Annotated in this window: 28 protein-coding genes; 15 read left to right on the forward strand and 13 right to left on the reverse strand. The window is 70.0% G+C overall.

Going from position 1 to position 26,060, the window contains the following annotated elements; genetic code table 11:
- The first annotated feature begins 315 nt into the window (after nt 1-315).
- The 9 genes from JMV16_RS18160 (at nt 316) to JMV16_RS18200 (ending at nt 7,216) form a co-directional block, all read left to right on the forward strand.
- On the forward strand, nt 316-921 hold the full coding sequence (locus tag JMV16_RS18160) for a hypothetical protein (protein ID WP_201495720.1): 606 nt from the start codon (nt 316-318) through the stop codon (nt 919-921).
- 93 nt (nt 922-1,014) lie between these two features.
- Nucleotides 1,015-1,464, forward strand: a complete 450-nt coding sequence (locus tag JMV16_RS18165; protein WP_201495721.1) for an HU family DNA-binding protein — start codon at nt 1,015-1,017, stop codon at nt 1,462-1,464.
- A gap of 35 nt (nt 1,465-1,499) precedes the next feature.
- Nucleotides 1,500-1,715, forward strand: a complete 216-nt coding sequence (locus tag JMV16_RS18170) for a 4Fe-4S binding protein (protein ID WP_201496008.1) — start codon at nt 1,500-1,502, stop codon at nt 1,713-1,715.
- A 79-nt stretch (nt 1,716-1,794) separates the two neighbouring features.
- Entirely contained in the window at nt 1,795-2,481 is a 687-nt protein-coding gene (locus JMV16_RS18175) for a DUF3348 family protein (RefSeq protein WP_236580597.1), read from the forward strand.
- A 10-nt stretch (nt 2,482-2,491) separates the two neighbouring features.
- Nucleotides 2,492-4,312 (forward strand): hypothetical protein, encoded by a 1,821-nt coding sequence (locus JMV16_RS18180; RefSeq protein ID WP_201495723.1) that lies wholly within the window; start codon nt 2,492-2,494, stop codon nt 4,310-4,312.
- On the forward strand, nt 4,312-4,956 hold the full coding sequence (locus tag JMV16_RS18185) for an OmpA family protein (RefSeq protein ID WP_411565046.1): 645 nt from the start codon (nt 4,312-4,314) through the stop codon (nt 4,954-4,956). Before JMV16_RS18180 ends, JMV16_RS18185 begins: the two co-directional genes overlap by 1 nt.
- Entirely contained in the window at nt 4,949-5,569 is a 621-nt protein-coding gene (locus JMV16_RS18190) for a DUF2894 domain-containing protein (protein WP_201495724.1), read from the forward strand. The genes JMV16_RS18185 and JMV16_RS18190 overlap by 8 nt, the downstream gene beginning before the upstream one ends.
- A gap of 35 nt (nt 5,570-5,604) precedes the next feature.
- Nucleotides 5,605-6,291 (forward strand): glutathione S-transferase family protein, encoded by a 687-nt coding sequence (locus tag JMV16_RS18195; RefSeq protein WP_201495725.1) that lies wholly within the window; start codon nt 5,605-5,607, stop codon nt 6,289-6,291.
- Nucleotides 6,292-6,364: 73 nt separating this feature from the next.
- The gene (locus tag JMV16_RS18200; RefSeq protein ID WP_201495726.1) at nt 6,365-7,216 is read left to right on the forward strand and encodes a 3-hydroxybutyryl-CoA dehydrogenase; all 852 of its coding nucleotides are present in this window, start codon (nt 6,365-6,367) and stop codon (nt 7,214-7,216) included.
- Here the strand turns inward: JMV16_RS18200 and JMV16_RS18205 are convergent, their stop codons facing one another.
- Nucleotides 7,217-7,963 carry an FFLEELY motif protein gene (locus tag JMV16_RS18205; protein WP_236580598.1) on the reverse strand — a complete coding sequence of 249 codons (747 nt, stop codon included), beginning with the start codon at nt 7,961-7,963 and terminating at the stop codon, nt 7,217-7,219.
- Between the two features lie 73 nt (nt 7,964-8,036).
- On the opposite strand from JMV16_RS18205, the gene JMV16_RS18210 reads away from it, so the two are divergent.
- The 3 genes from JMV16_RS18210 to JMV16_RS18220 are packed head-to-tail and all read left to right on the forward strand — an operon-like array spanning nt 8,037 to nt 11,069.
- On the forward strand, nt 8,037-8,546 hold the full coding sequence (locus JMV16_RS18210; RefSeq protein WP_201495727.1) for a hypothetical protein: 510 nt from the start codon (nt 8,037-8,039) through the stop codon (nt 8,544-8,546).
- 8 nt (nt 8,547-8,554) lie between these two features.
- Nucleotides 8,555-10,168 carry a GMC family oxidoreductase gene (locus JMV16_RS18215; protein ID WP_201495728.1) on the forward strand — a complete coding sequence of 538 codons (1,614 nt, stop codon included), beginning with the start codon at nt 8,555-8,557 and terminating at the stop codon, nt 10,166-10,168.
- A gap of 4 nt (nt 10,169-10,172) precedes the next feature.
- On the forward strand, nt 10,173-11,069 hold the full coding sequence (locus tag JMV16_RS18220) for an esterase/lipase family protein (RefSeq protein WP_201495729.1): 897 nt from the start codon (nt 10,173-10,175) through the stop codon (nt 11,067-11,069).
- 8 nt (nt 11,070-11,077) lie between these two features.
- Here the strand turns inward: JMV16_RS18220 and JMV16_RS18225 are convergent, their stop codons facing one another.
- Complete coding sequence (locus tag JMV16_RS18225) at nt 11,078-11,890, reverse strand: mechanosensitive ion channel family protein (RefSeq protein WP_201495730.1); 813 nt, start codon at nt 11,888-11,890, stop codon at nt 11,078-11,080.
- A 160-nt stretch (nt 11,891-12,050) separates the two neighbouring features.
- Between JMV16_RS18225 and JMV16_RS18230 the strand changes: the two genes are divergently transcribed.
- Nucleotides 12,051-12,353, forward strand: coding sequence for a hypothetical protein (locus JMV16_RS18230; RefSeq protein ID WP_201495731.1), 303 nt, complete (start codon nt 12,051-12,053; stop codon nt 12,351-12,353).
- Nucleotides 12,354-12,473: 120 nt separating this feature from the next.
- Here the strand turns inward: JMV16_RS18230 and JMV16_RS18235 are convergent, their stop codons facing one another.
- The 4 genes from JMV16_RS18235 to JMV16_RS18250 form a co-directional block, all read right to left on the reverse strand.
- Nucleotides 12,474-13,322, reverse strand: a complete 849-nt coding sequence (locus JMV16_RS18235; protein WP_201495732.1) for an HDOD domain-containing protein — start codon at nt 13,320-13,322, stop codon at nt 12,474-12,476.
- A gap of 180 nt (nt 13,323-13,502) precedes the next feature.
- Nucleotides 13,503-13,754: a hypothetical protein gene (locus tag JMV16_RS18240; protein ID WP_201495733.1), complete on the reverse strand. Its 252-nt coding sequence runs from the start codon at nt 13,752-13,754 to the stop codon at nt 13,503-13,505.
- 57 nt (nt 13,755-13,811) lie between these two features.
- The gene (locus JMV16_RS18245; RefSeq protein WP_201495734.1) at nt 13,812-13,964 is read right to left on the reverse strand and encodes a hypothetical protein; all 153 of its coding nucleotides are present in this window, start codon (nt 13,962-13,964) and stop codon (nt 13,812-13,814) included.
- Between the two features lie 393 nt (nt 13,965-14,357).
- Nucleotides 14,358-14,924 (reverse strand): hypothetical protein, encoded by a 567-nt coding sequence (locus tag JMV16_RS18250; protein WP_201495735.1) that lies wholly within the window; start codon nt 14,922-14,924, stop codon nt 14,358-14,360.
- Nucleotides 14,925-14,997: 73 nt separating this feature from the next.
- Between JMV16_RS18250 and JMV16_RS18255 the strand changes: the two genes are divergently transcribed.
- A complete protein-coding gene (locus tag JMV16_RS18255) occupies nt 14,998-15,570 on the forward strand; it encodes an SRPBCC family protein (RefSeq protein WP_201495736.1) in 573 nt (190 codons plus the stop codon).
- 39 nt (nt 15,571-15,609) lie between these two features.
- On the opposite strand, the gene fusA is transcribed toward JMV16_RS18255, so the two are convergent.
- The 7 genes from fusA to JMV16_RS18290 form a co-directional block, all read right to left on the reverse strand.
- Nucleotides 15,610-17,670: an elongation factor G gene (gene fusA / locus JMV16_RS18260; protein WP_201495737.1), complete on the reverse strand. Its 2,061-nt coding sequence runs from the start codon at nt 17,668-17,670 to the stop codon at nt 15,610-15,612.
- A gap of 148 nt (nt 17,671-17,818) precedes the next feature.
- A complete protein-coding gene (locus tag JMV16_RS18265; protein ID WP_201495738.1) occupies nt 17,819-19,300 on the reverse strand; it encodes an AMP nucleosidase in 1,482 nt (493 codons plus the stop codon).
- 35 nt (nt 19,301-19,335) lie between these two features.
- Entirely contained in the window at nt 19,336-20,676 is a 1,341-nt protein-coding gene (hslU, locus tag JMV16_RS18270; protein WP_201495739.1) for an ATP-dependent protease ATPase subunit HslU, read from the reverse strand.
- Nucleotides 20,673-21,209 carry an ATP-dependent protease subunit HslV gene (hslV, locus tag JMV16_RS18275; RefSeq protein ID WP_201495740.1) on the reverse strand — a complete coding sequence of 179 codons (537 nt, stop codon included), beginning with the start codon at nt 21,207-21,209 and terminating at the stop codon, nt 20,673-20,675. The genes hslU and hslV overlap by 4 nt, the downstream gene beginning before the upstream one ends.
- 62 nt (nt 21,210-21,271) lie before the next feature.
- Entirely contained in the window at nt 21,272-23,050 is a 1,779-nt protein-coding gene (locus tag JMV16_RS18280; protein WP_201495741.1) for an STAS domain-containing protein, read from the reverse strand.
- Nucleotides 23,051-23,165: 115 nt separating this feature from the next.
- The gene (gene dksA / locus JMV16_RS18285; protein WP_236580599.1) at nt 23,166-23,831 is read right to left on the reverse strand and encodes an RNA polymerase-binding protein DksA; all 666 of its coding nucleotides are present in this window, start codon (nt 23,829-23,831) and stop codon (nt 23,166-23,168) included.
- 118 nt (nt 23,832-23,949) lie between these two features.
- Entirely contained in the window at nt 23,950-24,990 is a 1,041-nt protein-coding gene (locus tag JMV16_RS18290) for a CobW family GTP-binding protein (protein ID WP_201495742.1), read from the reverse strand.
- Nucleotides 24,991-25,154: 164 nt separating this feature from the next.
- Between JMV16_RS18290 and JMV16_RS18295 the strand changes: the two genes are divergently transcribed.
- Nucleotides 25,155-26,057 carry an HlyC/CorC family transporter gene (locus JMV16_RS18295; RefSeq protein ID WP_201495743.1) on the forward strand — a complete coding sequence of 301 codons (903 nt, stop codon included), beginning with the start codon at nt 25,155-25,157 and terminating at the stop codon, nt 26,055-26,057.
- The last annotated feature ends 3 nt before the right edge of the window (nt 26,058-26,060 follow it).

Consider the following 26,060-nt stretch of genomic DNA (forward strand, 5'->3'; position numbering starts at 1 on the left):
AAAGGGGCCGTGGCGAGGCGCAATTCGCGTCGCACACGCGCTGCAGCGTCGAAATCGGCCTCCTGGAAGGCTGTTCCTCAACCATCACTACTGGATGGCGAAATTCGGAGCCTTGTTCAGCGTTGCCTTAAGGGCTTTCGGAAGTTGGCAATCAGCGGCCAGTGCGCGAAACCATGAGGCCACGGCAATGCACGCTTTCTGCAGGGAGTGAGCTCATTCGGGCGTGTAGGAGTGAGGGCGCTCTCGATAACCCTGATCCCTGGATTACTATAGATAGGCCTCTGTGCAGAGGCAAGCCAAAAGCAAGGGAGTCAAATGCTCGAATTCGTACGCGGTACGCATTTCAATGGCCGCCGCAATGGCCTGGCTGTCGCCACAATCCTGATATCGGCCCTGTTCGCGGGTTGCACCACCGTCATGCCGCCGCCCATGGCCGGCGGCCAGAGCGCGAAGGCCTTGCGCGCGGCCCAGCTCGCGCCGGCCCAGGTGGGCAATTTCAAGCTCGCGCCCGGCAAGCCTGCGGCGATGGACACCGAAATCGGCGGTGGCCTGCGCGGTGGCAACATCGCCGCGCCGAGTGGAAGTTTCTCGCGCCACCTCAAGGAGACCTTGAGGGCCGAGCTGCAGTCGGCTGGCCTGCTCGACCCGCAATCGAAGCTCCTCATCGAGGGCCAGTTGACCGACAGCCAGGTCGACGCCGCGATTGGCACGGGTACCGCCAGGTTGGCGGCGCGCTTCCAGGTTACGAGCGAGGGGAAGGTCTTGTTCGACAAGGAAGTGGCAGCGGAGGACTCCTGGGACTCCTCCTTCGTCGGTGCAATCGCGATTCCGCGCGCCATCGAACACTACGGCGGCATCTACCGCTTGCTGGTCGACAAGCTGCTGGGCGACGCCGACTTCGTGAAGGCGCTGAAGCGCTGATTTCCGGGTCGCCCGGCCGCGCGGGCTGCGCGACCTAGAATCCGCCGGCCCTGGAGCCCCAGGGCCGTTCTCCACACTCACCCCCAGGATCACATGGCAACTACGAAGAAGGTCGCGGCCAAGGCGCCGGCCAAGAAGGCGGCTGGCAAGACGGCTGTGAAGGCGGCCGTGAAGGCGGTCAAGGCCGCTGTGCCGGTCAAGGCCGCGGCCAAGGTTCCGGCCGCGCTGAAGCCGGTCAAGGAGGCCTTCAACAAGACGGGCCTGATCGCCCACCTGGCCGCCACGGCCGCGGTCGAGCCCAAGGCGGTCAAGGCCGTCGTTGCCGCGCTCGAAGCCACCATCCTGGCCTCGGTACACAAGAAGGGCCTCGGCGCCTTCACGCTGCCGGGCCTGTTGAAGGTCAACGTCCTCAACGTGCCGGCCAAGAAGAAGCGTACCGGCATCGATCCCTTCACCAAGCAGGAACGCGTCTTCGCCGCCAAGCCCGCCACCGTGAAGATCAAGACCCGCGCGCTCAAGAAGCTCAAGGACGCGGCGCTCTGATCTGAGGCCGGCCCACGGTCGCCGGCGTGGCCGCTCTGCAGCCCGCCGGCCCGCGCAAGGCCCTGCCCGAGGTCAGCGCGCGCTGCACCGGCTGTGGCCGCTGCGTTGCGGTCTGCCCGCCGCGCGTGCTGTGGCTGGACCTCAAGGGCTGGAAGAAGACCGCCGTGCTCCACGACGCTGCCCACTGCACCGGCTGTGCGCAGTGCGTGCCGGCCTGCCCCTTCGACGCGATCACGATGAAGCGCGCTTGAGGCGGGCCGCGCCGCCGCCCCTTGCCTTAGACTCCGCGGCTTTTTCGTGCGGAATCCGGTGATCGCAATGGGGCCAGGGGTGCGGGCTGCGGGCTTCAACAGTTCGGCCCTCGTGCGCCTGCTGGCGGCACTGGCGGCGCCCGAACTCGCGGGCGAAGCGAAGGGCGAGCCGTCGCTTGCCGAGAGCCTGGGCCGCTGGCTGGACTGGACCGGCGCCATCTCGCTGTCGGCCGCACTCAGCGTTGGTGCGGTGGCCGAGGCACCTGGCGCCACGGCCGCCGCAAAGGCCGCAGCAGCGGAATGCCTCCGGGCGCGGGCGCAGTTGGCCAAAGCCATTGCGGCCGAGCCGGTATTCGCGTCTGAGCCGGTGGCCGGCGCGGCCGATTTCCTGCCCTACCGCCACGCTGTGATGGCGCAGCAGCGGGCGATGGAAACGCGCATCGCCGCGCTGCGCAGCCAGGTTCGCCGTGCCCTGGCCGGCCGCGGTGGCGCGCTGGCGCAGCTGGCGGCGCTGGACGGGGCGATGGACGAGGCCCTGGCTGCGCGCGAGCGCGCCCTGCTGGCCGGCGTGCCGGCGCTGCTGGAGAAGCGCTTTGCGCGCCTGCAGCGCGAGACGGACGATCCCGCGGGCACGGCCTGGCGGGCGGCCATCGGCCAGGAACTGAAGTCCGTGCTGCTGGCCGAGCTGGAGCTGCGCCTGCAGCCGGTGCTGGGCTTGCTGGAAGCCTTGGAACAAGAGGATATGAAGCAGCCCGCAAGGGCTTGATGACGTCGCCATGAAAGCAAACCTTCCCCGACTGCTCTCGTGGGCTGCCTTCGCCGCCGGCCTGGCCGCCGTGGCCTGGGTGGGTGCGGGCTATCTCGACGGCCACCCGCTGGCCCTTTTGATGACGGCGCTGATCGCCGCCTTCTACCTTGCTGGCGCCGTCGAGCTGCACCGCTACCAGCGCGCCACCGCCACGCTGGCCGCGGCCCTGGCGGCCATTCCCGGTGACCTGCAGCGGCTGGGTGACTGGCTGGCCTGCATCCACCCCACGCTGCAGAACCCGGTGCGCCTGCGCGTGGAAGGTGAGCGCGCTGCCCTGCCCGGCCCGGCGCTGACGCCTTATCTGGTGGGCCTGCTGGTGCTGCTGGGCATGCTGGGCACCTTCCTGGGCATGGTGGTCACGCTCAAGGGCACGGTGGCGGCGCTGGAAGGCAGCGCCGACGCCGGCGCCATTCGTGCCGCGCTGGCGGCGCCGGTGCGCGGCCTGGGTCTGGCCTTCGGCACCTCGGTGGCCGGGGTGGCCGCGTCGGCCATGCTGGGCCTGGTCTCGGCGCTGGTGCGGCGCGAACGGCAGCAGGCGGGGGCCGTGCTGGACAGCCGCATTGCGACCACGCTGCGCCGCTTTTCATCGGCCCACCAGCGCGAAGAGAGCTTCAAGACGCTGCAAGGCCAGGCCGGGCTGATGCCCGAGCTGGTGGACCGTCTGCAGGCCCTGATGGCGCAGATGGAGCGCCAGGGCCAGGTTGCGAATGAGCGCCTGCTGGCCAACCAGAAAGGCTTCCACCGCCACACCGAGGCCGTCTACGGCCGGCTGGCGGCTTCGGTCGAAGCTTCGCTGTCGGCCAGCCTGGCCGAGAGCGCGCGCCGCACCGGCGCGGCCGTGCAGCCGTTGGTCGAAGCCGCGCTGGCCGGCTTGGCGCGCGAGGCCGCCGCGGTGCAGGACCGCCTGCTCGCCGATGGCCGCGCCGCGCAGGAGGCCCAGGCCAGGGGCTTTGACGAGCGCGCCGCCGCGTTGCTGGCGGCGGTGGCACAGACCCAGGCCCAGGCCCAGGCCGATGCGGCGGCGCGCGAAGAGCAGCGGCTGGCGGCCTGGACGCGCTCGCTGGCTGACCTGGGCGCGGCCCTGCAGCGCGAATGGCAGCAGGCCGGTGAGCAAGGCCTGGCGCGCCAGCAGGCCATCTGCCAAGCGCTGGAAGTGAGCGCGCAACGGATTACCGACCAGGCCGGCGCCCAGGCCCGCGCCACCGTGGCCGAGATCGAGCGCCTGGTGCAGGCCGCCGCCGAGGCGCCGCGCGCCGCCGCCGAGGTGATCGCCGCCCTGCGCGCGCAGCTCTCGGCCAGCCTGGTGCAGGACCAGGCCTTGCTGGAAGAGCGCGGTCGCGTGATGGCCTCGCTCGAAGGGTTGCTTGCGGCCGTCGACCACGCGGCCACCGGCCAGCGCGCCGCGGTCGATGCGCTGCTGGCCAACTCGGCGGCGCTGCTGGAACGCCTGGGTGCGCGCTTCGGCGAGCAGGTCGAGGCCGGTTCGACACGCATCGTCGGCGTGGCCGCCCAGCTCACCGGCAGTGCCGCCGAGGTCGCCAGCCTGGGCGAGGCCTTCGGCCACGCGGTCCAACTGTTCAGCGCCTCCAACGACAAACTCACGGCCCACCTCGAGCGCATCGAGGTGGCGCTTGGAAAGTCGCTCTCGCGCAGCGACGAGCAGCTGGCCTATTACGTGGCGCAGGCGCGCGAGATCATCGATCTCAGCCTCACCTCGCAGAAGCAGATCGTCGAAGACCTGCAGCGCGTCGCCGGCCGCGCCGCCCTGGCCCCCGTCGAGCCCGCCTGATGGACGAGCACGAGCACGCCATGGAACAGACGGCGCCGGTCTGGGCCGTCTTCGGCGACCTCATGGCCGGCCTGCTGGGCGCCTTCGTGCTGATGCTGGTGGCCGTGCTCGGCCTGCAGCTCGACCTGGCCACCCAGCTCGACACCGAGGTCAAGCGGCGCCAGGCCGAGGAACAGCGTCGCGTGGCGCTGGAGCAGGCGCTGGCCGGGCCGCTGGCCACGGGCCGGGTGACGCTGAACAACGGCCGCATCGGCATCAGCGGTAGCGTGCTGTTCGCGCAGAACTCCGACCAGCTGCAGCCCGAGGGCCGCCAGCTGCTCAAGAGCCTGGCGGCGCCGCTGGCGGCCTATCTGCGCACGCGCGACGAACTGCTGATGGTGAGCGGCTTCACCGACGACCGCCAGCTGCGCGACCGCAACCGCGATTTCGCCGACAACTGGGAGTTGTCGGCCCAGCGCTCGCTGACGGTGATGCGGGCCCTGATCGCCGACGGCGTCCCCTCGTCCCTGGTCTTCGCCGCGGCCTTCGGGCCCGAGCAGCCAGTGGCCTCCAACGACGACGCCAGGGGCAGGGCGCTGAACCGCCGCGTCGAGATGGCGCCGGTGCCGCGCCCGGCCCGCGATGTCGACAAGCCCCGTGGCTGAAGTCGATGGGGACATGCGGCCGGGCGACGACGGGATCGCCGGCCTGATCGCGGCGCGGCGTGCCGACGGCGCCGCGCGCCGCGACCCGGTGCGCTTCCACTTCATCGAGGCCCTGGCGCGCCGCGCCGCGGCCCACGAGGGCGAGGCGCGGCGGGTCATCGACGCCAAGCTGCGCCAGGCGTTGCAGGCCCTGGGCGAGGCGCGGGCGCCTGAGCCGCCCGCGGCTGGACATCGGTGCCCCCCCAGCCCGCTGGCCGAACTGCTGCGCGATCACGCCGGCGCGGCGGCCCAGCCTGCGCCTGGCCCTGCTGCTTTCTCTGCCCCCGCCGCCCCGGTCGAGCTGAAGACGCTGCGCCTCTTCAGAAGCAGCTGGGCCCGGCTGGCTGTCGACCAGCGCCTGCACCAGGCCCGCGCCAAGGCGCCCGAGAACGCCGGCCCCCTGCATTCGCAGGCCGTGGCACTGCGCGGCCTGGATGCGATGCGCGAGATTTCGCCGCAGTACCTGGGCCGCTTCGTGGCCCATCTCGATGCCCTGGCCTGGCTGGAGCGGGTCGGTGCCGGCAGCGTGGCGGTGCCGGCGACGCGCGGCGAAAAGCAGCCGCCACGCCGATAATCGCGCCCCCATCCACCGCCCCAGGAGAGCCCGCCATGCTGAAGTTCTACTACTCGCTCGCGCCCAACCCGATGAAGGTGGCCCTCTTCCTCGAAGAGGCCGGCCTGCCCTACGAGGCGATACCGGTGGACACGCGCAAGGGCGAGCAGCATGCGGCGCCCTTCCTGGCGCTGAACCCGAATGCCAAGGTGCCGGTGATCGTCGACGGCGAGGCCACGGTCTTCGACAGCAGCGCCATCCTGCTCTACCTGGCCGAGAAGACCGGCCAGTTCCTGCCCGAGAACACGCCCAAGGCGCGTGGCGAGCTGCTGTCGTGGCTGATGTTCACCGCCTCGGGCATCGGGCCCTTCACCGGCCAGTGCGTGCACTTCAGGCACTACGCGCCCGAGACCGTGCCCTATGCGCAGAACCGCTACGACTTCGAGGCCTGGCGCCATTGGCGGCTGCTGGATGCCCACCTGGCCACGCGCAGCCACATGCTGGGCGAGCGCTACACCCTGGTCGACATGGCGGTCTGGGGCTGGGCGCGGGCCCTGCCTTTTGCGCTGGGCGAGGCGGCCTGGGGCGAGCTGCCGCACCTGAAGCGTTTGTTCGACGCCATCAACGCGCGCCCGGCCGCCCAGCGCGTGGCCGCGCTGCGGGAGCGCCACGCCTTCAAGGCCGAGATGGACGACGAGGCGCGGCGCGCGATGTTCCCCCATCTCGATCACAGCAAGGGCTGAGCCGGGCGCGCCGGAGAGGGGCCGCGGGCAGGGGCAAAATCAGCCCCTGATTCAACGAACGGTTCCCCTCCACATGGCAAACACCACACTCGGCGTCGTCGGCGCCGGCACCATGGGCAACGGCATCGCGCAGGTCTGCGCCCTGGCCGGCCTGAACATCGCGATGATCGATGTCAACGAGGCCGCCGTGCAGCGCGGCCTGGCCACCATCTCCAAGAGCCTGGACCGGCTGGTCTCGAAAGAGAAGATCAGCGCCGCCGACAAGGCCGCGGCCCTGGCCCGCATCAGCGGCGGCACTGACTACGAGGCGCTGCGCGGGCGCGATCTCATCATCGAGGCCGCGACCGAGAACCTCGAGTTGAAGCTGCGCATCCTGCGCCAGATCGACGGCCTGGCCGGCGAGAACACCGTGGTGGCTTCCAACACCTCGTCGATCTCCATCACCCAGCTGGCCGCGGTGATGAGCCGCCCGGCGCGCTTCATCGGCATGCACTTCTTCAACCCGGTGCCGATGATGGCGCTGGTGGAACTGATCCGCGGCCTGCAGACCTCGGACGAGACGCACGCCGCCGCGCTGGCCTTCGTGCAGGCCATCGGCAAGTCGCCCATCACCGCGAAGAACAGCCCGGGCTTCGTCGTCAACCGCATCCTCTGCCCGATGATCAACGAGGCCATCTTCGCGCTGCAGGACGGCCTGGCCAGCGCCGAGGACATCGACACCGGCATGCGCCTGGGCTGCAACCAGCCCATAGGCCCGCTGGCCCTGGCCGACATGATCGGCCTGGACACCATGCTGGCCGTGATGCAGGTCTTCTACGAGGGTTTCAACGACACCAAGTACCGGCCCGCGCCCCTGCTCAAGGAGATGGTGGCCGCCGGCCGCCTGGGTCGCAAGAGCGGCCAGGGCTTCTACTCTTACGCCTGATCAGGCCACCGCGCCGCCCGCAAACAGGCGGGCGGCGAGTTCGGATTCGCGCTGCGAGACGGTGAGCAGGAAATCATCAGCGCCGCCCATGGCGCGGAAGGTCTCGAAGCCGGCGACGATGAACTCGTGCAGCGTGCCCAGGCCGGCCAGCTGGGCCGCACCACGCATCATGCGCAGGCTCTGGCGCAGCAGCGGCTTGCGCGTGAAGCCGTCGAGGGCGCGGCCCACGCCCAGCATCAGCGCGATCTGCTGCTGGCGCTCGGCCGGCTGGCCCACGGCGCGCCAGGCCGCGGCATAGGCCACGTGGTCGGGCGGGTTGGCCGTGAAGGCGCCTGAGGCCAGCGTGGCCTGGGCCATCAAGCTGTCCAGTTGTTCCGACAGTGCGTGCAGGCTGGCCACCGAGGCCACCGTGGCCACCACGTCGGCGCTGAACAAGCGCACCAGGGCCGGCACGATGCGTGCGAACTGGTCGTCGCGGCGCGTGAAATCGGCCGGTCCGTAGAGATCGTTGAGGAAGAAGCGCGCCGCCGCGGCATAGCGCGGGCTGGCCAGCAGGTCGGCATAGCTGCGCTCGAAGCGCGCGTGCTGGTAGGCCTTGATGGCGGCCACGCGCTCGCCCAGTGCCGGCTGCGCCGCGCGCCGTGTGCGTTCGGCCGTTACCTCGCACAGGCTTTGCAGGATGGCCGCGCCGCGAGGGTTCATCGCGGGTGCCGCGGCAGCCGGCGGCAGGGCGGGGAGGGAAAGCAAGGCAGGGGAGGCATGGTGCGGCTAGGTCTGCTTCCCTAAGGAAGCCGGCCCCAATGATGCAACACTGCCGGCCATGAAACGACGCACCCTGCTCACTGTCGGCGTGGCGGGCGCGGCCTTGCTCACGCTGGTGGGTGGATCGCTGGCGCTGCTGCGGCCGGCGCGCCGCGAGGGCCGCCTGACCGAGACCGGCCGCACCGTCTTCACCGCGCTGGCGCCGGCCGTGCTCGATGCCATGCTGCCGCCGCCCGGCGCAGCGCGCGAGGCGGCGGTGGCGGCGCTGCTCATGCGCATCGAGGCCTCGCTGGCCGGCATGCCGCCGGCGCTGCAGGCCGAGGTCGACGAGCTGATCATGATCATTGCCAGCGCACCCGGACGTCTTGCCCTGGTCGGCCTGCGCCCGGCCTGGAGCGAGGCCACGGCGGCCGAGGTCGGCGCCGCGCTGCAGGGCCTGCGTGAATCGGGCCTGGCCGTGCGCCAGCAGGTCTTTCATGCGCTGCGAGATCTCACCAATGCCGCGTACTTCGCCGACGCCGCCACCTGGTCGGCCATCGGCTACCCGGGCCAGCGCGCCGTGGCCTGAATGAAGCGATGAGTACCTTGCCCGACCCCATCCAGCAAGGCCTGGCGCGCGGCTGGAAGGTATTCGGCGGCGGCCACGCCCCGGCCGCCGACACGCTGGACTGCGATGTCGCCATCGTCGGCAGCGGTGCCGGCGCCGGCATCACGGCCGAGTTGCTGGCGCGCGCCGGCCTCAAGGTCGTGCTGGTCGAGGAAGGGCCCTTGCGCAGCAGCAGCCATTTCCGCCAGCTCGAATCCGACGCCTACCCCCAGCTCTACCAGGAAAGCGCCAGCCGCAAGACCGCCGACAAGGCCATCGCCATCCTGCAGGGCCGCTGCGTCGGCGGCTCGACCACGGTCAACTGGACCAGTTCCTTCCGCACGCCCTCGGACACGCTGCAGTTCTGGCGCGAGCGCTTCGCCCTGCCCGAACTGACCGACGACTTCCTGTCGCCCTGGTTCCTGCAAGCCGAGCGGCGCCTGTCCATCGGCCCCTGGCTGGTGGCGCCCAATGTCAACAACGACCTGCTGCGCCTGGGCGCGGCGCGCCTGGGCATACCGGCCAGCGCGATACCGCGCAACGTCAAGGGCTGCTGGAACCTGGGTTCCTGCGGCCTGGGCTGCCCGACCAATGCCAAGCAGTCGATGCTGCTCACCACCATCCCGGCGGCGCTGGACCTGGGTGCCACGCTGCTGGTGCAGACGCGCGCCGAGCGGCTGGAATTTGATGGCGACAAGGCCGCGGCCCTGGTCTGCCGCCCGGTGACGATCAACAGCGCGCCGGCAGCGGGCGCGGCCACGAAGCTGCGCGCCCGCCACTACGTGATCGCCGGCGGCGCCATCAACACGCCGGGGTTGCTGCTGCGCTCCAAGGCGCCCGACCCGCACGGGCGCCTGGGCCAGCGCAGCTTCCTGCACCCGGTGGTGGTGTCGACGGCGCTGTTCGACCAGGCCATCGAAGCCTGGGACGGCGCGCCCCAGACCATGTACACCGACCACTTCCTGGGCGTGGCGCCGATAGACGGGCCCATGGGCTACAAGCTCGAGGCGCCGCCGCTCTACCCCATGATCTCGGCCATCGCCTTGCCAGGTTTCGGCGCCGAGCAGGCGGCGGCCTTGCGCGCCTTTCCCCACACCCAGGCGGTGCTGGCGCTGCTGCGCGACGGCTTCCACCCCGAATCGCCCGGTGGCCGCGTGCTGCTGGGCGGCGACGGCACGCCGGTGCTGGACTACAAGCTCAACGCCTTCACGATGGAGGGCGCGCGGCGGGCGCTGCTGAGCATGGCCGAGATCCAGTTTGCCGCCGGCGCGCGCAGCGTGACACCGGTGCACCAGGCGGCGCGGCCCAGCACCAGCTGGGCCCAGGCGAAGCAGGCCATTTCGGAGCTGGCGATGGAGCCCTATCTGACGCGCGTGCTGAGCGCCCACCAGATGGGCGGCTGCGGTATGGCCGGCAAGCCCGAGCTGGGCGTGGTGCGGCCCGACGGCCGCCACTGGCAACTGGCCAATGTCTCGGTACACGACGGCTCGTTCTTCCCCACCAGCATCGGCGCCAATCCGCAGTTGTCGATCTACGGCCTCGTCAACATGCTGGCGACGCGGCTGGCGCGCACGCTGAGCGGGCGCGAAGTGCGGCTGGTCTGAACCCATGCTGGCGCGCCTGCAGCAGTTCACTACCCTGGGCATCCTGGCCTTGGCGGCGCTGTGGGGCGGCTGGGCCTGGCGGGCTGGCCATCCGGCCTGGGCCGTGGCCGGCGTGCTGGCGCTGCTGTGCGGCCATGCCTTGGTGCTGGGCCTGGAATTCGTGTTGTTGCGCTGGGTCCACGGCGACGACCCCGCGCCGCGCGCCGGCCTCAAGCTGCTGCTGCGCGCCTGGTGGGGCGAGGTGCTGGCGGCGCCGCGCGTCTTCTGCTGGCGTCAGCCCTTTCGCAGCCGGCGCTGGCCCGATGTGTTGCCGGCCCTTGCGCGCGGACAGCGCGGCGTGTTGCTGGTGCATGGCTTCGTCTGCAACCGCGGGCTCTGGAACCCCTGGCTTGAGAAGCTGCATGCCGCGGGCACGCCAGTGGTGGCTGTCAACCTCGAGCCGGTGTTCGGCGCCATCGACGATTACGTCGCGCGCATCGAAGACGGCGTGCGGGCGCTGGAGCAGGCCACGGGCCTGGCACCGGTGGTCGTCGGCCACAGCATGGGCGGGCTGGCCCTGCGCCGCTGGTGGGCCGAGCTGGGCGGCGATGGCCGCGTGTACCACGCCATCACGATTGGCACGCCCCACCACGGCACCTGGCTGGCGCGCTGGGCGCTCTCGGCCAATGCGCGCCAGATGCGCATCGGCTCGCCCTGGCTGCAGGCGTTGGAGGCGCGCGAGCCGCACGGCCGCGCCGCCAAGCTCAGCTGCTTCTACAGCCACTGTGACAACATCGTCTTCCCGCCCAGCACGGCCACTCTGGCCGGCGCCGACAACCGCCACCTCGTCGGCGTGGCCCATGTCCACATGGCCGACCGGCCCGAGCCCTGGCAGGAACTGCAGCGCTGGTTGCGGCGCTGAGCGCCCGCTCAGGCTGCCGTGGTGCGGACGATCTGCGACGGCGTCGGCGCCGGCCAGCCGGCCTCGCGAGCGGTGCGGACGATGGCCTCGTTGGTGTCGAAGTAGACCTGCCAGTAGTGCTCGTTGCCGCAGTAGGGGCGCACCGCGATCACCGGGCCGACCAGGTTCATGTCGAGCAGCGAAACCTCGGGCGCCGGGCTCGTGGCAACGTGGGGGATGGCAGCCACGGCGGTCTTGAGCCGCGCGATGGCGTCCAGCGGGTCGACGCTGCCGGCGAGTTGTGCCGTGCGCTCGACGCGCCGCACCGGCCGTGCCGAGTAATTGGAGATGGTTTCGCCGAAGACCCGGGTATTGCCCACCAGGGTGAGCACGTTGTCGGGCGTGATGATGGTGGTGCCGAACAGACCCAGTTCGTGTACGGTGCCGACGAGGCCGCCCACCTGCACGAAATCGCCCACCTTGAACGGACGCAGCACCAGCATGAAGGCGCCGGCGGCGAAATTGCCCAGCATGCCGCTCCAGGCCGCGCCGATGGCCACACCGGCACCCGCCAGCATGGCGGCAAACGAGGTCGTCTGGATGCCGAAATAGCCCAGGATGCCCAGGACCAGCGCGATGTTCAGCGCGATGGCAACGATGGAGCCGAGGTACTTGGTCAGCGTCGGGTCGACGTGGTTGCGGCTCATGGCCGCCTGCATCAGGGCCACCACCTTGCCGCTGAGCCAGCGGCCGATGATCCAGAAGGCGATGGCGGCCAGCACCTTGAAGGCCAGTTCGATGACCGTGGTGCTGAGAAAGGTCTGGAGCGTCTGCATATCCATGTTGAGCGGAGTCCCGTGGCCGGGTGAAGTCCGGCCTGCGGCGCGGATTCTGTACCAGCAGGTGTGAATCCGTCACATCCCCGGCGCGGCCTGCGTCGCAGCGCCCGCGGGCCTGGCTTCCTAAAGTGCGTCCATACCCCGCCGCCCCAAGGAGCCCGCCATGACCGCCGATTTCCTCTCCACCCTTGCCACCGCCCAACCCCTGGCCTGGTTGCAGCAGGCGCTGATGCCAGCGCCGCGCCCCACGGTGCGCGCGCCCAGCCAGAAGGTGCTGCACCTGCGCAAGGGTGACACCCTGGTCATCGAGACCGCCACCGGCCATGGGGTGGTCTGCCTCGAAGGCGCGTTGTGCATCGTCCACGACGAAGAGCCCTCGCAGGTCGGCGTGGCCGCCGGCATGTCGCGCATGACGGTGCGCGCGCTGGCCAATTCGCGCCTGTGCCTGCCGGCGCAGGCCGCCTGAGGCGCGTTCGGTCCTCGCATGCGCAACATGGCCGATCCTTCGCCGCGCGCATGCCCGGTGGCCGGGACTGTCGCAGGTCCGGGCTCAGGACAGTTCGCAGGGACTGTCCTGCGCCCGGGCTCAGTCTTCCGCGTCGATTTCCTGCAGCAGCCGCGCCGTCGGTTCGGGCGACAACTGCAGCAGATCGGCGATCTCGCGCAGGTCGTCCGGCAGGGCCGGGTTGTCCCAGCCCTCGCTGCTGTGGCGGGCCACGCGGATGGCCAGCATCACATTGCGCACCTGGGGTGTCATCGTGCGCGCGTGGCCGTGGGTGATGCTGACCAGCAAGCCGGGCAGGCGCCAGGCGCTCATCAGCGCGTGCTGCACCTCGACCAGTTCGACGTTGAGCACCTCGCGCTGCACCACGGCCGAGCGCAGCGCTGGCTCGGCGCGCTGGCGGCGATCGATTTCGAGCGCCAGCGCCGGCGCGTGCAGCCACAGCAGCAACTCGGTGAAATCGCGCAGCAGTGCGGCTTCGTGAATGACCCCGGCGTCGTGGTCCATGCGGTGAACGGCGAACCCGATGGCGAAGCGGGCCGAGCGGTGCGAGCGGCGCAAGACGCGCCGGAAGCCTTCCAGCGCCTCGGGAATGCTGGCCAGGCGGTCCTCGGCGACCAGTGGCGCCTCGAAGGCGCGGAAGAAGGGCGGCACGCCCATCATCACCAGCGCCTCGGTCACCGTCTCGGCACCGCCGCCGTCGCGTCCGCGCCGCATCTCTGCCACATGGGCCAGCACCTTGAGCGTCATCAGCGGGTCGTTGACGATGGCGTCGGCCAGCATGTGGGCGTCGACCGCGTCCTCGTTCTCGCGCAGTTCCGCCAACGCGCCGGCGGTGTCGGCCAACACCGGCAGGCGGCGGTGGTCGAACAGTGAGGCCCAGCCTTCGACGCTGCGCGGAGGATCGGTGATGAAGAGTTCTTGCACGGACATGGCAGGGTCGATCACGGGCTCGTTTCCGGGGTATCGACAGCGCCGGCGCGGGCTTGAGCGGGCGCGGCCCGCGCTGGCTGCGGCGGCGTGCTCCCCATGGTAGCGGCCCGCTGCCTTCCCAGGCAGCCGAATTGACCCCTGGGGCCCTGCGCGGCTGGGGCGCGCGCAGGGCGGGGTCGTTCACAGCCGGTTCACGCCGGCCAGGTGGCCGACGAGTTGGCCGTCGACATAGAGCGCGCCTTCGGGGGCGCCGGCTTCGGCGTGGAATTCCAGCACCGGATCGGCGACGGGCGCCACGGGGGCCAGTGCCAGGCGCTCGGCCAGGGTTTCGAGGGCGCGGCTGGCGGTGCGCAGCAGCAGGGCCAGCAGGGCGCGGCGGCTGCGGCGTGCAGGTGCGGGCGCGGCTTCCAGGGGCAGTTCACGCAGGATCATGGTCGGTCTCCATCGGGGTAGCAGGCCGGCAGCGGGGGCTGCGCCGGCAGGCTCAATTCAGGGGCTGGGCTCGAGGCGGGCGAGTTCGCGGCGCAGTTCGCGTTGCGCCGTCTGGCGCGGACAAGTGCCGCGGTGGGCACCGGCGGCGCGCCGGCGACTGGCGGCGACGAAGGGATTGCGCGGCTTGGTGGTCTTGAGAATCAGCTTCATGGGTGTCTCCTTCACGGTGGCGGGCTGCAGAAAAGCAAACGGCCCGGGCTGCTGGTGCAACCCGGGCCGTGGCGGCTGGAGTACCGCTGGCGTACTAGGCCTGCGGCATCAGCTCACCGGCGCCCCGGGCGGAGCACCATGGTTCAGGGCGCGGTTCGACATGGCGACCCCCAACGCAGCACGCATCGCGGCTGCGGCCGCCGCACGGCGGGATGCAGACGCATTGCTGAGGGTTGGCAGGAAGAACATGGCGCTCCGGGCTGGGGTTGATCGGTTGCAGGGTGCCGCTTTGGCCACCCTGCAGGCTTGCGCAAATGATAAACATATCGTTATCAATGCACAAGCCTCGATATCCATCCACCACCCCCTGCGATCTAGGGGGGCTCCTGAGGCTCACTTGCGGCGCTTGAGCGGCGCGACGCCACTTTGCGTCTGCAGCCACAGCGCATGGGCGTCCTCGGCCTGCGGCGAGAGCGGCTTCGCCGGCGTGCCCGGTCGGCCGGGAGGCGATGCCGGCGCGGCTGCGGCCGGCGTCAGCACCTCGCCCAGCAGGTCCAGCAGGCGCGTGCGTGCGCGCTGCGGGTGGCGGCGGTAGTAGGTGAGCACGAGGCCGACGATGAAGCGCTCGTCGTCGTCGCGCGGGCCGGACTCGTCTTGCGGCTCGACCGCGGCGGCCGGCGCGGCGGCCTCGCTGCCGTCGTGCGGCACATCCATCCAGCCGCGCGGCTTGTGGCAGAGGTGTTCGAACTGTCGCGCCAGGCGTTCGCCGATCTGGCGTGAACGGCTCTTGATCTGGCTCCAGTAGCTGGGCTGGATCTGCACGCGCTCGGCAAAGCGGCGTTCCAGGCCGCGCAGCGTGGCGGCGTCGGCGTGGCGGGCGGTGGCGCGAACGAATTCCTCGAACAGCGCCAGCGCATTGTCGAGGCGCCGCTCGGCGAGATCCTTGGGGCTGTCGGGCATGGCCCTCGATGATAAATCCGCCTTGCCCTGCTTCGCGCCGCGCTAGCATGGGCCTTCGAGCGGAGGACGGGCCATGAACTTCCATCTCGCGGGCGCCGTGCTCGCCATCTCACTGGGCGCAGCGCTGGCGCCGGCTCAGGGTGCCGAGCGGGCCATAGCCAAGAGCGTGGCGGTGAACGCCACGCTGGACCAGGTCTGGCAGGCCTGGACCACGCGCGAAGGCATCGTCAGCTTCTTTGCGCCCGATGCCAAGGTCGACGCCCGCGTCGGCGGCGACTTCCAGATCTACATGGACCCGGGCGCAGCGCCGGGCATGAAGGGCGCCGACGAGATGCGATTCATGGCGGTGCAGCCCAAATCGATGATCTCCTTCGACTGGAACGCGCCGCCTTCGCTGCCCGAGGCGCGCGCCCAGCGCACCCTGGTCATCGTGCGCTTCGCGGCACTGGACGAGCGCCGCACCCAGGTGAGCCTGCACCACGTCGGCTGGGGCGACGGCGGTGAATGGGACAAGGCCTACGCCTATTTCGACCGCGCCTGGGGTGGCGTGCTGGGCAATCTGCAGAAGCGTTTCGACAAGGGCCCCTACGACTGGGGCCCCTGGCTCAAGCAGCTTGATGACATGCGCAAGGCGGCACCGCGCTGAGGCGGCGGCGCGAGGATCCGGAAGAATCTTCGCGGTGCGTCAATCGTCGTCGCGCACCTGGAACTGGCCGACCAGCTGCTGCTGCACATTGGGCGGCACCGGGTCGTAGTGCGACAGCTCGATGCTGTAGCGGCCCTGGCCGGCGGTCAGCGAGTTCAGGCGTGACTGGTAGCCCGCCAGTTCGGACATCGGCGCCTGGCCGCGCACGATCATCACGCCCGGGGCTCCATTGGCGGTGCCGGTGACGAGGCCGCGCCGGCTGGAAAGATCGCCGGTGATGTCGCCCAGCGCGTGGTCGGGCGTCGTGATCTCGATGTGGACGATGGGTTCGAGCACGATGGCCCGAGCCTCGCGCATCGCCGCCAGAAATGCCTTGCGGCCGGCGGTGACGAAGGCGATTTCCTTGCTGTCCACGCTGTGGTGCTTGCCGTCGTAGACGATGACGCGCACGTCGACCACCGGGTAGCCGGCGATGCCGCCCCCAGCCAGCACCTCGCGCACGCCCTTCTCGACCGCGGGGATGAACTGGTAGGGAATGGTGCCGCCCTTGACCTGGTCGAGGAACTCGAAGCCACCGCCGCGCGGCAGCGGCTCGACGCGCAGGAAGACCTCGCCGAACTGCCCGGCGCCGCCGGTCTGCTTCTTGTGGCGGTGGTGGCCTTCGGCATTGGCGGTGATGGTCTCGCGGTAGGCGATGCGCGGCGGGCGGGTATTGACCTCGAACTTGTAGGTCTCGCGCAGGCGCTCTAGCAGCACGCGCAGGTGCAGCTCGCCCAGGCCGTAGAGGATGGTCTCATTGGTGCTGGCCACATGCTCGACCTTGAGGCAGGGGTCTTCGTCGATGAGCTTGGTCAGGATTTCCCACATGCGCTGCTCGTCGCCATGGCGCTTGGGCTCGATGGCCAGGCCATGCACCGGCTTGGGAAAGTCCAGCGCCTTGAGGTGGATGTGGTCATCCTCGGCGGCGTCGTGCAGCACGGCGTCGAAGTGGATCTCGTCGACCTTGGCCACCGCGACGATGTCGCCCGGCAGGGCGCGCGCCACCTCGACCGTGTTCTTGCCCTGCAGCATGAACAGATGGCCGACCTTGAATGGCTTGCGGCCATCGCCGATGTAAAGCAGGCTGTCCTTGGTGACCGTGCCCTGGTAGACCCGGAACAGCCCCATGCGGCCGACGAAGGGGTCGACCGTGACCTTGAATACATGGGCCAGCACATGCTTGGCCGGGTCGGGCTCGGCCTGGGTGGGCTGGGCTGCGTCGCCTTCGCCGAGCAGGAAATCGGGCGGGTTGGCCTCGGTCGGGTTGGGCAGCAGCTTGACGATGATGTCCAGCAACTCGGCCACGCCGGCGCCGCTCTTGGCCGAGACAAAGCACACCGGGATCAGGTGGCCCTCGCGCAAGGCCTGCTCCAGCGGCGCGTGCAGTTCGCTGGCGTCGATGTCGCCGTCGTTCAAGTAGCGGTCGACGAACTCGGCGTCGACCTCGACCACCTGCTCCACCAGGGCGCGGTGAGCGGCGTCAACGCTGCCGAAATCGCTGTGGCCCTCGCGGTTGAAGAAGCAGTCGACGACCTTGGTGCCCTGGGCGTCGGGCAGGTTCAGCGGCAGGCACTCCTTGCCGAAGACCTCGCGGATCTGTTCCATCAGCGCCGCCAGGTTGACCCCGGGGCTGTCGATCTTGTTGACGATGATCAGCCGGTCGAGGTGGCGCGAGGCGGCGTAGTCCATCATGCGCAGCGCCAGCGGCTCGATGCCGACGGCGGCGTTGATCACCACCGCGGCGGTTTCCACGGCCTCCAGCGCCGGCAGGCTCTGGCCGAGGAAATCGCTGCCGCCGGGGGTGTCGATGAAATGCACGCGGGTGTCGGCGTGTACCAGGTGCATCACGCTCGAATTGAGCGAGTGCTGCATCTTGCGTTCGAGTGGATCGTGGTCGCTCACCGTGCTGCCGCGCTCGAGCGAACCGGCGCTGGCAATGGCGCCGGTTCGCGCCAGCAGGGCTTCGGCCAGGGTGGTCTTGCCCGCCGCCGAGGGCCCGACCAGGGCCAGGGTTCGGATGGCGGCGGGGCTCGCCGGGCTGCCGGGGGTTGGGCTGGGCATGGGGTCTGGCTCCTTCAGCGCCTGGCGCTGTGTTCTGGCTGCGGTCAGGCCAGCGTATGACAAGCCGCCGCGGGCGACAAGAGCGCGTGCCCTGCCGGCTTGAGGCAGGTCAGCACTGCCCCGAAAGCCGCCTGCCGCCCGTTGCCACCTATTGGAAGGCGACCTCCGCGAAGCTGCGCAGCTTGCGGCTGTGCAGGCTGCCCGGGCGCTGCTGGCGCAGCAGCTCGACGGCGCGCATGCCGATGCGCAGGTGCTGGTCGACGCGCTCGCGGTAGAAGTGGTTGGCCATGCCGGGCAGCTTGATCTCGCCGTGCAGCGGCTTGTCGCTCACGCACAGCAGGGTGCCGTAGGGCACGCGGAAGCGGAAGCCGTTGGCCGCGATGGTGGCGCTTTCCATGTCCAGCGCCACCGCCCGGCTCTGGCTGAAGCGGCGCTCGGGGCCGGAAGGCGGCAGCAGCTCCCAGTTGCGGTTGTCGGTGGAGACCACGGTGCCGGTGCGCAGGATGTTCTTCAGCTCGTAGCCGCTGAGCCGGGTGACCTCGGCCACCGCCTGCTCCAGCGCCAGCTGCACCTCGGACAGCGCCGGTATCGGCACCCACAGCGGCAACTCCTCGTCGAGCACATGGTCCTCGCGCATGTAGGCGTGGGCCAGCACGTAGTCGCCCAGCTGCTGGCTGTTGCGCAGGCCGGCGCAGTGGCCCAGCATCAGCCAGGCGTGCGGGCGCAGCACCGCCACATGGTCGGTGATGGTCTTGGCGTTGGCGGGGCCGACGCCGATATTGATCATCGTGATGCCGCCGTGGCCGGCGCGCTTCAGGTGGTAGGCCGGCATCTGCGGCAGGCGCGGCGGCGCGGCTCCGCTGTCGTCGCCCGGCTCGGCCGCGCTGCCGGCGCGGCGCGTCAGCACATTGCCGGGTTCGACGAAGGCGGTGTAGTCGCCCGCCGGGTCGGCCATCAGCGCATGGCCGAGGCGGATGAACTCGTCGATGTAGAACTGGTAGTTGGTGAAGAGCACGAAGTTCTGGAAATGCTCGGGCGCGGTGCCGGTGTAGTGGCGCAGCCGGTGCAGCGAGTAGTCGACGCGCGGCGCCGTGAACAGCGCCAGCGGCTGGGCCACGCCGGGCGCCGGCTCGTGGGTGCCGTTGGCGATGCCGTCGTCCATCGCCGCCAGGTCGGGCAGGTCGAACAGGTCGCGCATCAGCAGGCGCCGTTCGGGGCTGAGGCTGCCTTCGAGGTGGTCGTTCTCGGCCAGCGAGAAGTGCACCGGGATGGGCTGGCCGCTGGTGCCGACCTCGAGGGCCACCCCGTGGTTGCGCAGCAGCAGGCGGAACTGCTCGGCCAGGTAGTCGGCAAAGAGATCGGGCCGCGTCAGCGTGGTCTCGAACTGGCCCGGCCCGGCGACGAAGCCATAGCTCAGGCGCGAATCGGCGCGCGCCACGGTGTCGGTGCGCACCCGCACATAGGGGTAGCAGGCGCGCACGCGGCGGCCCACGTCGTCGCCGGCAACGAAGCGCTGCAGCGCTCCGCGCAGATGCTCGGTGCTGTTGCGGTAGATGGCCTGCACGCGCGCCAGCGCGGCATCGGCATCGTCGAAGGGGGCCGGGGCGATGTAGAGCGGCTGGGCGGGCATGGCGGCGGCCGGTCGTTTGCGCACGGGCCCGACCCTCAGAGGATGTAGCGCGAGAGGTCTTCGTTGCGCGACAGCTCGGCCAGGCGGGCATCGACCTCGGCGGCGTCGATGACGACGGTCTGGCCGTCGCGCTCGGGGGCGTCGAAGCTCACTTCGTCGAGCAGCCGCTCCATCACCGTGGCCAGGCGGCGCGCGCCGATATTCTCGGTGCGCTCGTTCACGTCAAAGGCGATTTGCGCCAGCCGGCGCACGCCGGCCGGCGTGATCGAGAGCGTCACGCCCTCGGTGGCGAGCAGGGCCTGGTACTGCTTGATGAGGCTGGCGTGGGTGCTGGTGAGGATGGCTTCGAAGTCGTCGACCGAGAGCGAGCCCAGTTCGACGCGGATCGGGAATCGGCCCTGCAACTCGGGAATCAGGTCGCTCGGCTTGGCCAGGTGGAAGGCGCCGCTGGCGATGAAGAGCATGTGGTCGGTGCGCACCTGGCCGTATTTGGTGCTGACGGTGGTGCCCTCAACCAAGGGCAGCAGGTCGCGCTGCACGCCCTGGCGCGAGACCTCGGCGCCGCCGTGCTCCTGGCGCGAGGCGACTTTGTCGATCTCGTCGATGAAGACGATGCCGTTGGCCTCGGCCTGGGCCACGGCGGCGGCGCGGATCTCGTCCTCGTTGACGAGGCGGGCCGCTTCTTCCTCGACCAGGCGCAGCCGCGCCTCGCCGATGCGGATCTTGCGCGCCTTGCGCTTGCCGGTGTTCATCTGCGAGAACAGGCCCTTCAACTGCTCGGCCATCTCGTCCATGCCGGGCACGCCCTGGGGGCCCAGGATCTCGAGCGCGGGCCGCGCCTCGGCGAGGTCGATCTCGATCTCCTTGTCGTCGAGCGTGCCCTCGCGCAGGCGCTTGCGCATGACCTGGCGCGCGGTGCTGTCGGCCGGCGCGGCCTCGGTGGCGGCAAAGCCCACGCTGCGCGGCAGTGGCACCAGGGCGTCGAGGATGCGGTCCTCGGCGGCGTCCTCCGCGAGCGCTCGGCGCGCCGTCATCTGACGCTCGCGCTCCTGCTTGACGGCGATCTCGACGAGGTCGCGCACGATGGTGTCGACGTCCTTGCCGACATAGCCGACCTCGGTGAACTTGGTCGCCTCGACCTTGATGAAGGGCGCGTCGGCCAGCCGCGCCAGGCGGCGCGCGATCTCGGTCTTGCCCACGCCGGTGGGGCCGATCATCAGGATGTTCTTGGGCGTGATCTCGGCACGCAGCGGCTCGCCCACCTGCTGGCGGCGCCAACGGTTGCGCAGCGCGATGGCCACGGCGCGCTTGGCAGCGTTCTGGCCGACGATGTGGCGGTCGAGCTCGCTGACGATCTCTTTGGGCGTCATGCTCATCCGAGGGTCTCGACGATGTGGTTCTGGTTGGTGTAGATGCAGATGTCGCCGGCGATCTCGAGCGAGCGCTTGACGATCTCGGCCGGCGCCATCTCGGTGTGGGCCAGCAGCGCCCGCGCCGCCGCCTGGGCGTAGGCACCGCCCGAGCCGATGGCGACGATGCCGAACTCGGGCTCGAGCACGTCGCCATTGCCGGTGATGATGAGCGAGCAGCTGCTGTCGGCCACCGCCAGCATGGCTTCGAGCCGGCGCAGCACGCGGTCGGTGCGCCAGTCCTTGGTCAGCTCGATGGCGGCGCGCTGCAGATGGCCCTGGTGCTTTTCGAGCTTGGCCTCGAAGCGCTCGAACAGCGTGAAGGCGTCGGCGGTGGCGCCGGCAAAGCCGGCCAGCACCTGCTCGCGGTAGAGCTTGCGCACCTTGCGCGCGCTGGACTTGACGACGATGTGGCCCAGTGTGACCTGGCCGTCACCGCCGAGCGCGACGCTGGCGCCGCGGCGCGCGCTGACGATGGTGGTGCCGTGGTAGCTTTCCATGCGGTGCCTGTGTGGAGGCCTGGGGTCGCGGGCGGGTGGCCGCCGCGGCGGCTAGAGAAAGGCTAGACCTTCCTCACCGCAACCTTGGCATGTTCGTTGATGCCCATGGCGCTGAAGAACAGCGCCACCAGGCGGTGGGTGTCCGTGAACTGCACGGCGCGATTTTCCTGGCGCCGCGCCAGCACCCAGTTGAGCAGGTCGCCGGCGGCGATGAAGTCGACCCGGATCAGGCGCGCACACGACACATTGACCACCGTGGCACTGCCGAGCTGGCCCTGCAGGCGGGCCAGGGTGGCGCCGATGTCGCCCACCAGCTGGCCGGAGAGCTCGACATTGGCCACCGCGATGTTGTTGCCCTGGTCTTCGGTGAGGCCCGATTCGAGGAAGCCGGTGGAGACATCGCTGACCACCGACATCGACGGCGTGCGCGTGTTCAGGTTGGCGCCACTGACCTGCACCTTGCAGCGCGCCGGCTCCCAGGAGGGCGGGCTCACCTCGTAGGTGACGCAGTAGTCGATGGCGGTCTCGTCGAACTGGTCGGCGCGGTTGGCCAGGCGCAGCGCATCCAGGCGCGTGAGCCAGAACACCGGGTCGGCGTCGCGCACGCCAGTGGGCGCGGCCTCGCCCAGCACGCCAAAGAGGCGTTCGCCGGCAATCCAGCGCATTTCGATGGCCTGGCCGGCCCAGAGGCGGAACAGCGTCGACAACTGCATCGCCGCCTCGGCGTCGACGCTGCGCAGATGGCCCCAGTCGAAGACCCAGGGCAGGGGCATCTGCAGCGTCTGCGAGCGCAGGCGGGCCACTTCCTCGATGTCGAGCAGGTCGGGGCAGATCCAGCCGACCTCGCCGCCGCCGCGCTGCGCCGACGAATTGGCGAGATCGCCGTCCTCGTTGACGGCGTCGGCCACCAGCTTGGGCAACGAGTACCACTGCGGCGCCGACCAGCCGAACTGCTGCGCGTAATCGAGCGCCAGGCTCTCGAACTGCGGCTGCTGGCCTGTGGCGCGGTAGGGGTCGAACAGCACCAGCCAGGTCTCGGCGTGCTGCGCGCGGCCGCTGCCGGGGCCGGTGATGCGCTGCAGCGCTTCCTCGCACTGCGAGAAATCGGCGTTGGCAAAGGCGATCACGGCCTCGTCGAGCTCGGGGTCGTGCATGACCTCGCTCACTTCGACGGCGAAGGGGCTGTCGAAGTCGGCGCCGGCGGCTGCGACCGGCGCGGGCACTGGGGGCAGGCTGCTGGCAAAGGACACCGCCTGCAGCGGCGCCAGCGGCGGCAGCGCCGAGGCCATCTGCATGGGCGCCGGTGCTGACGGCGGCGGCAGCGGGATGTCCATCACCGGCGGCGGCGCCGGCTGCCGCGGCTCATCGGCGCGAGCGCGGGCCATGGGCGGCGGTGTCGGCAAGGGCGGGCGCAACGGGCGCTGCAGCACGGCCGGTTCTGTGGGCGAGAGGGTGGCGCCGGGAGGCCGGCGCGTGGAATTGCTGAAGGAGGGCTCGCCCACCATCTGCTGCTCGATCTCGTCGATCTTGGCCTTCACGCCCTCGGGCCGCGACGTGCCCTCGGGCATGCGCACCTCGGAGTCATCGATGCGCGACGACGTGCCCAGGGTGGCCAGTTGCTCGGGCGACAGGCCTTCGCGGCGCACGCGGCGCAGCATGTCGAACTCGCGCTTGCGCACGAAGTCGTTGCGCCGCTTGCGCTCGATCATCGCCTTCAGCTCGGACTTCTCAAGGTCGAGCTCGCGCGTGTCTTCCTGGCGTGAATTGAGATCGGTCCAATCCGTGGCCGGGTTCGCGACGAACCGCACCACTTTGCGGAAGAAGCTCTCGTTTTCGGCCATGGGGGACAAATGTTACCTCGGCAGGCACCCTGTGTCGGGATTGCGCTGCAACCGGCGGTGACCGACACCGCCTCGTGCGGGCGGCGGCCGCAGGCCGCGCCCGAGGGTGCGCCGGTCAGTCGCCGAACATCTTCTGCTTGAGCTCGCGGCGTTGCTGGGCCTCAAGCGACAGCGTTGCGGTGGGGCGGGCGAGCAGACGCGCCAAGCCGATCGGCTCGCCGGTTTCGTCGCAATAGCCGTACTCGCCGCTTTCCAGGCGCGCCAGCGACTGCGAGATCTTCTTGAGCAGCTTGCGCTCGCGGTCGCGCGTGCGCAACTCAAGTGCGTGCTCTTCCTCGATGGTGGCGCGGTCGGCCGGGTCGGGGACGATGGAGGTGTCTTCGCGCAGGTGCTCGGTGGTTTCGCCGGCGTTGGACAGCAGGTCGTCCTTCTGCTTCTGCAGCCGGGCGCGGAAGAAGTCGATCTGCTTCTCGCCCATGTACTCCGCTTCGGGCATGGCGAGCAGTTCGTCCTCGGCCAGGTCGCGGCCGGCCTTGGTCTTCCAGGCGTTGGCGGTCTTGGGGTCGACCTTCTGGGCGGGCTTGGAATGGGCAAGCGTTTCGGACATCTCGGGCGTGGCGGCGCGAACCGCCGGAGCAAATCGATCGGTGAAGCGGTTGGGTACCGGCGTCGGCGCCGGGGTCGGCGTCGGTGCGACGGTGGCGGCGGCCTTCGCTGGGGTCTTGGCGGGCGTCGCCGGCGTCTTGCTGGCGGTGGCCGCCTTGGCCGGTGGCTTGATCACGGGGACCTCCTCCCCTTGCGGGAACTCGAATGCGAGCCTGTTGGTGCTTCAGGGCGCGCGGATTGTAGCCACGCGTGCAGGATGCCCGCCGCGACCTGTGGAACCCCGGTGCATTCCTCTAGACGAGGCATTGCTCGAGCCCCTGCATCAGCACGTCCTTGGGCAGGTCGATGCCGATGAAGACCATCTTGCTGCCCTTTTCCTCGCCCGGCGCCCACTTGGGGCCGAGATCGCTGCCCATCATCTGGTGTACGCCCTGGAACACCACCTTGCGGTCGCTGCCCTTCATGAACAGCACGCCCTTGTAGCGCAGCATCTTGGGGCCGTAGACCTGGACGATGGAGCCGAGAAAGTCTTCCAGCTTGGCCGGGTTGAAGGCCTTCTTGCTGCGAAAGACGAAGCTCTTCACGTCGTCATCTTGGGCGTGGTGGTGTGGGTGGTCGCAGTGCTCGCCATGGTCATGGTCGTGATCATGGCCATGGTGGTGGTCGTGGCCGCTGTCGGCGTTCAGGAACTCGGGGTCGATCTCGAGCTTGGCGTTGAGGTTGAAGCCCTTGAGGTCGAAGACCTGGCTGATGGGCACCTCGCCAAAATGCACCTTGCTCTGCGGCGCACGCGGGTTCATGTGCTTGATGCGGTGGGTGAGGGCCGCCACCTCGGCCTCGCCCACGAGGTCGGACTTGCTGATGAAGATCTGGTCGGCGAAGCCGATCTGGCGCCGCGCCTCCTGGCGCGTGTCGAGCTGGCCGTCGGCGTGCTTGGCGTCGACGAGCGTCAGCACGCTGTCGAGCAGGTAGCTCTCGGCGATCTCGTCGTCCATGAAGAAGGTCTGCGCCACCGGGCCCGGGTCGGCCAGGCCCGTGGTCTCGATCACCACCCGGTCGAAGCTGATCTCGCCCTTGCGCCGCTTCTCGGCCAGCTCGGCCAGCGTGGTGCGCAGGTCTTCGCGGATGGTGCAGCAGACGCAGCCATTGCTCATCTGGATGATCTGCTCCTGGCTTTCGAAGACCAGCAGCTCGTTGTCGATGTTCTCCTCGCCGAACTCGTTCTCGATGACGGCGATCTTCTGGCCGTGCGACTCGGACAGCACGCGCTTGAGCAGCGTGGTCTTGCCGGAGCCCAGGAAGCCGGTGAGGATGGTGGCGGGGATCAATGACATGGCGTTGGGGGCTCGGCGGCGGGCCGTGCGGCAGGCGATGGGCACTCAGATGGGGGTCGACGAATGTGATTCAAGCCCCCCGCGCTGTCAAGGCGCATGAGGAAGGGCCGCCACGGGGGCACCCTCGGTTATTCTTGGCGCCCCCTCACTGCCGGCACCGCTTCGTGTCCGAACCCGCGTCTCACAGGACCGCCCGCGCCCATTCCGGCGGCGGCGCGGTCAAGGGCGACAAGCGCTCTTTCTTCGAACGCCTGGTCGAATTCATCTCGCCCGGCCCCGACAGCAAGGAAGAATTGCTGCGCACCCTGGCCGACGCCGAGAGCCGCGAACTGATCGAGCCCGAGTCGCGCCTGATGCTCGAAGGCGTGCTGCGCATGGCCGACATGAGCGCTGGCGACGTGATGGTGCCGGCCACGCGCATGGACCTGCTGGCCATAGGCGCCGACTACGACGAACTGCTGCATGCGGTGATCGCCACCGGGCATTCGCGCTTTCCGGTCTACGACGGCGCCCGCGACAACGTCATCGGCATCCTGATGGCCAAGGACCTGCTCAAGCTGCAGCGCGCGCCCGAGCTCAACCTGCGCACCCTGCTGCGGCCGGCGGTCTTCGTGCCCGAGAGCAAGCGGCTGAACGAGTTGCTGCGTGATTTCCGCTCCAACCGCAACCACCTGGCCATCGTCATCGACGAATTCGGCAATACAGCCGGCCTGATCACCATCGAGGACGTGCTGGAAGAGATCGTCGGCGAGATCGAGGACGAGTTCGACGACCACGAGCAGGAAAGCGGCATCTACACCCTGGCCGACGGCAGCCACCGGGTCGCCGGCGACGTCGCCATTGCCGCCGTCAACGAGGCCTTTGGCACCACGCTGCCCGAGGAAGACTTCGAGACCATAGGCGGCCTCGTCGCGCACGACGCCGGGCGCGTGCCGCGGCGCGGCGAGACGCGCGCCGTCGGCGGCCTGCGCTTTGCCGTGATGCTCACGCGCGGCGGCGCGGTGCGCTGGTTCCGCGTCGAGCGCGAACCGGCCGACGGCGCCCAGCCCGACAGCGACAGCGCTTGACGG

The sequence above is a fragment of the Rubrivivax sp. A210 genome (genome assembly GCF_904426505.1).
Lineage (GTDB): Bacteria > Pseudomonadota > Gammaproteobacteria > Burkholderiales > Burkholderiaceae_C > Rubrivivax.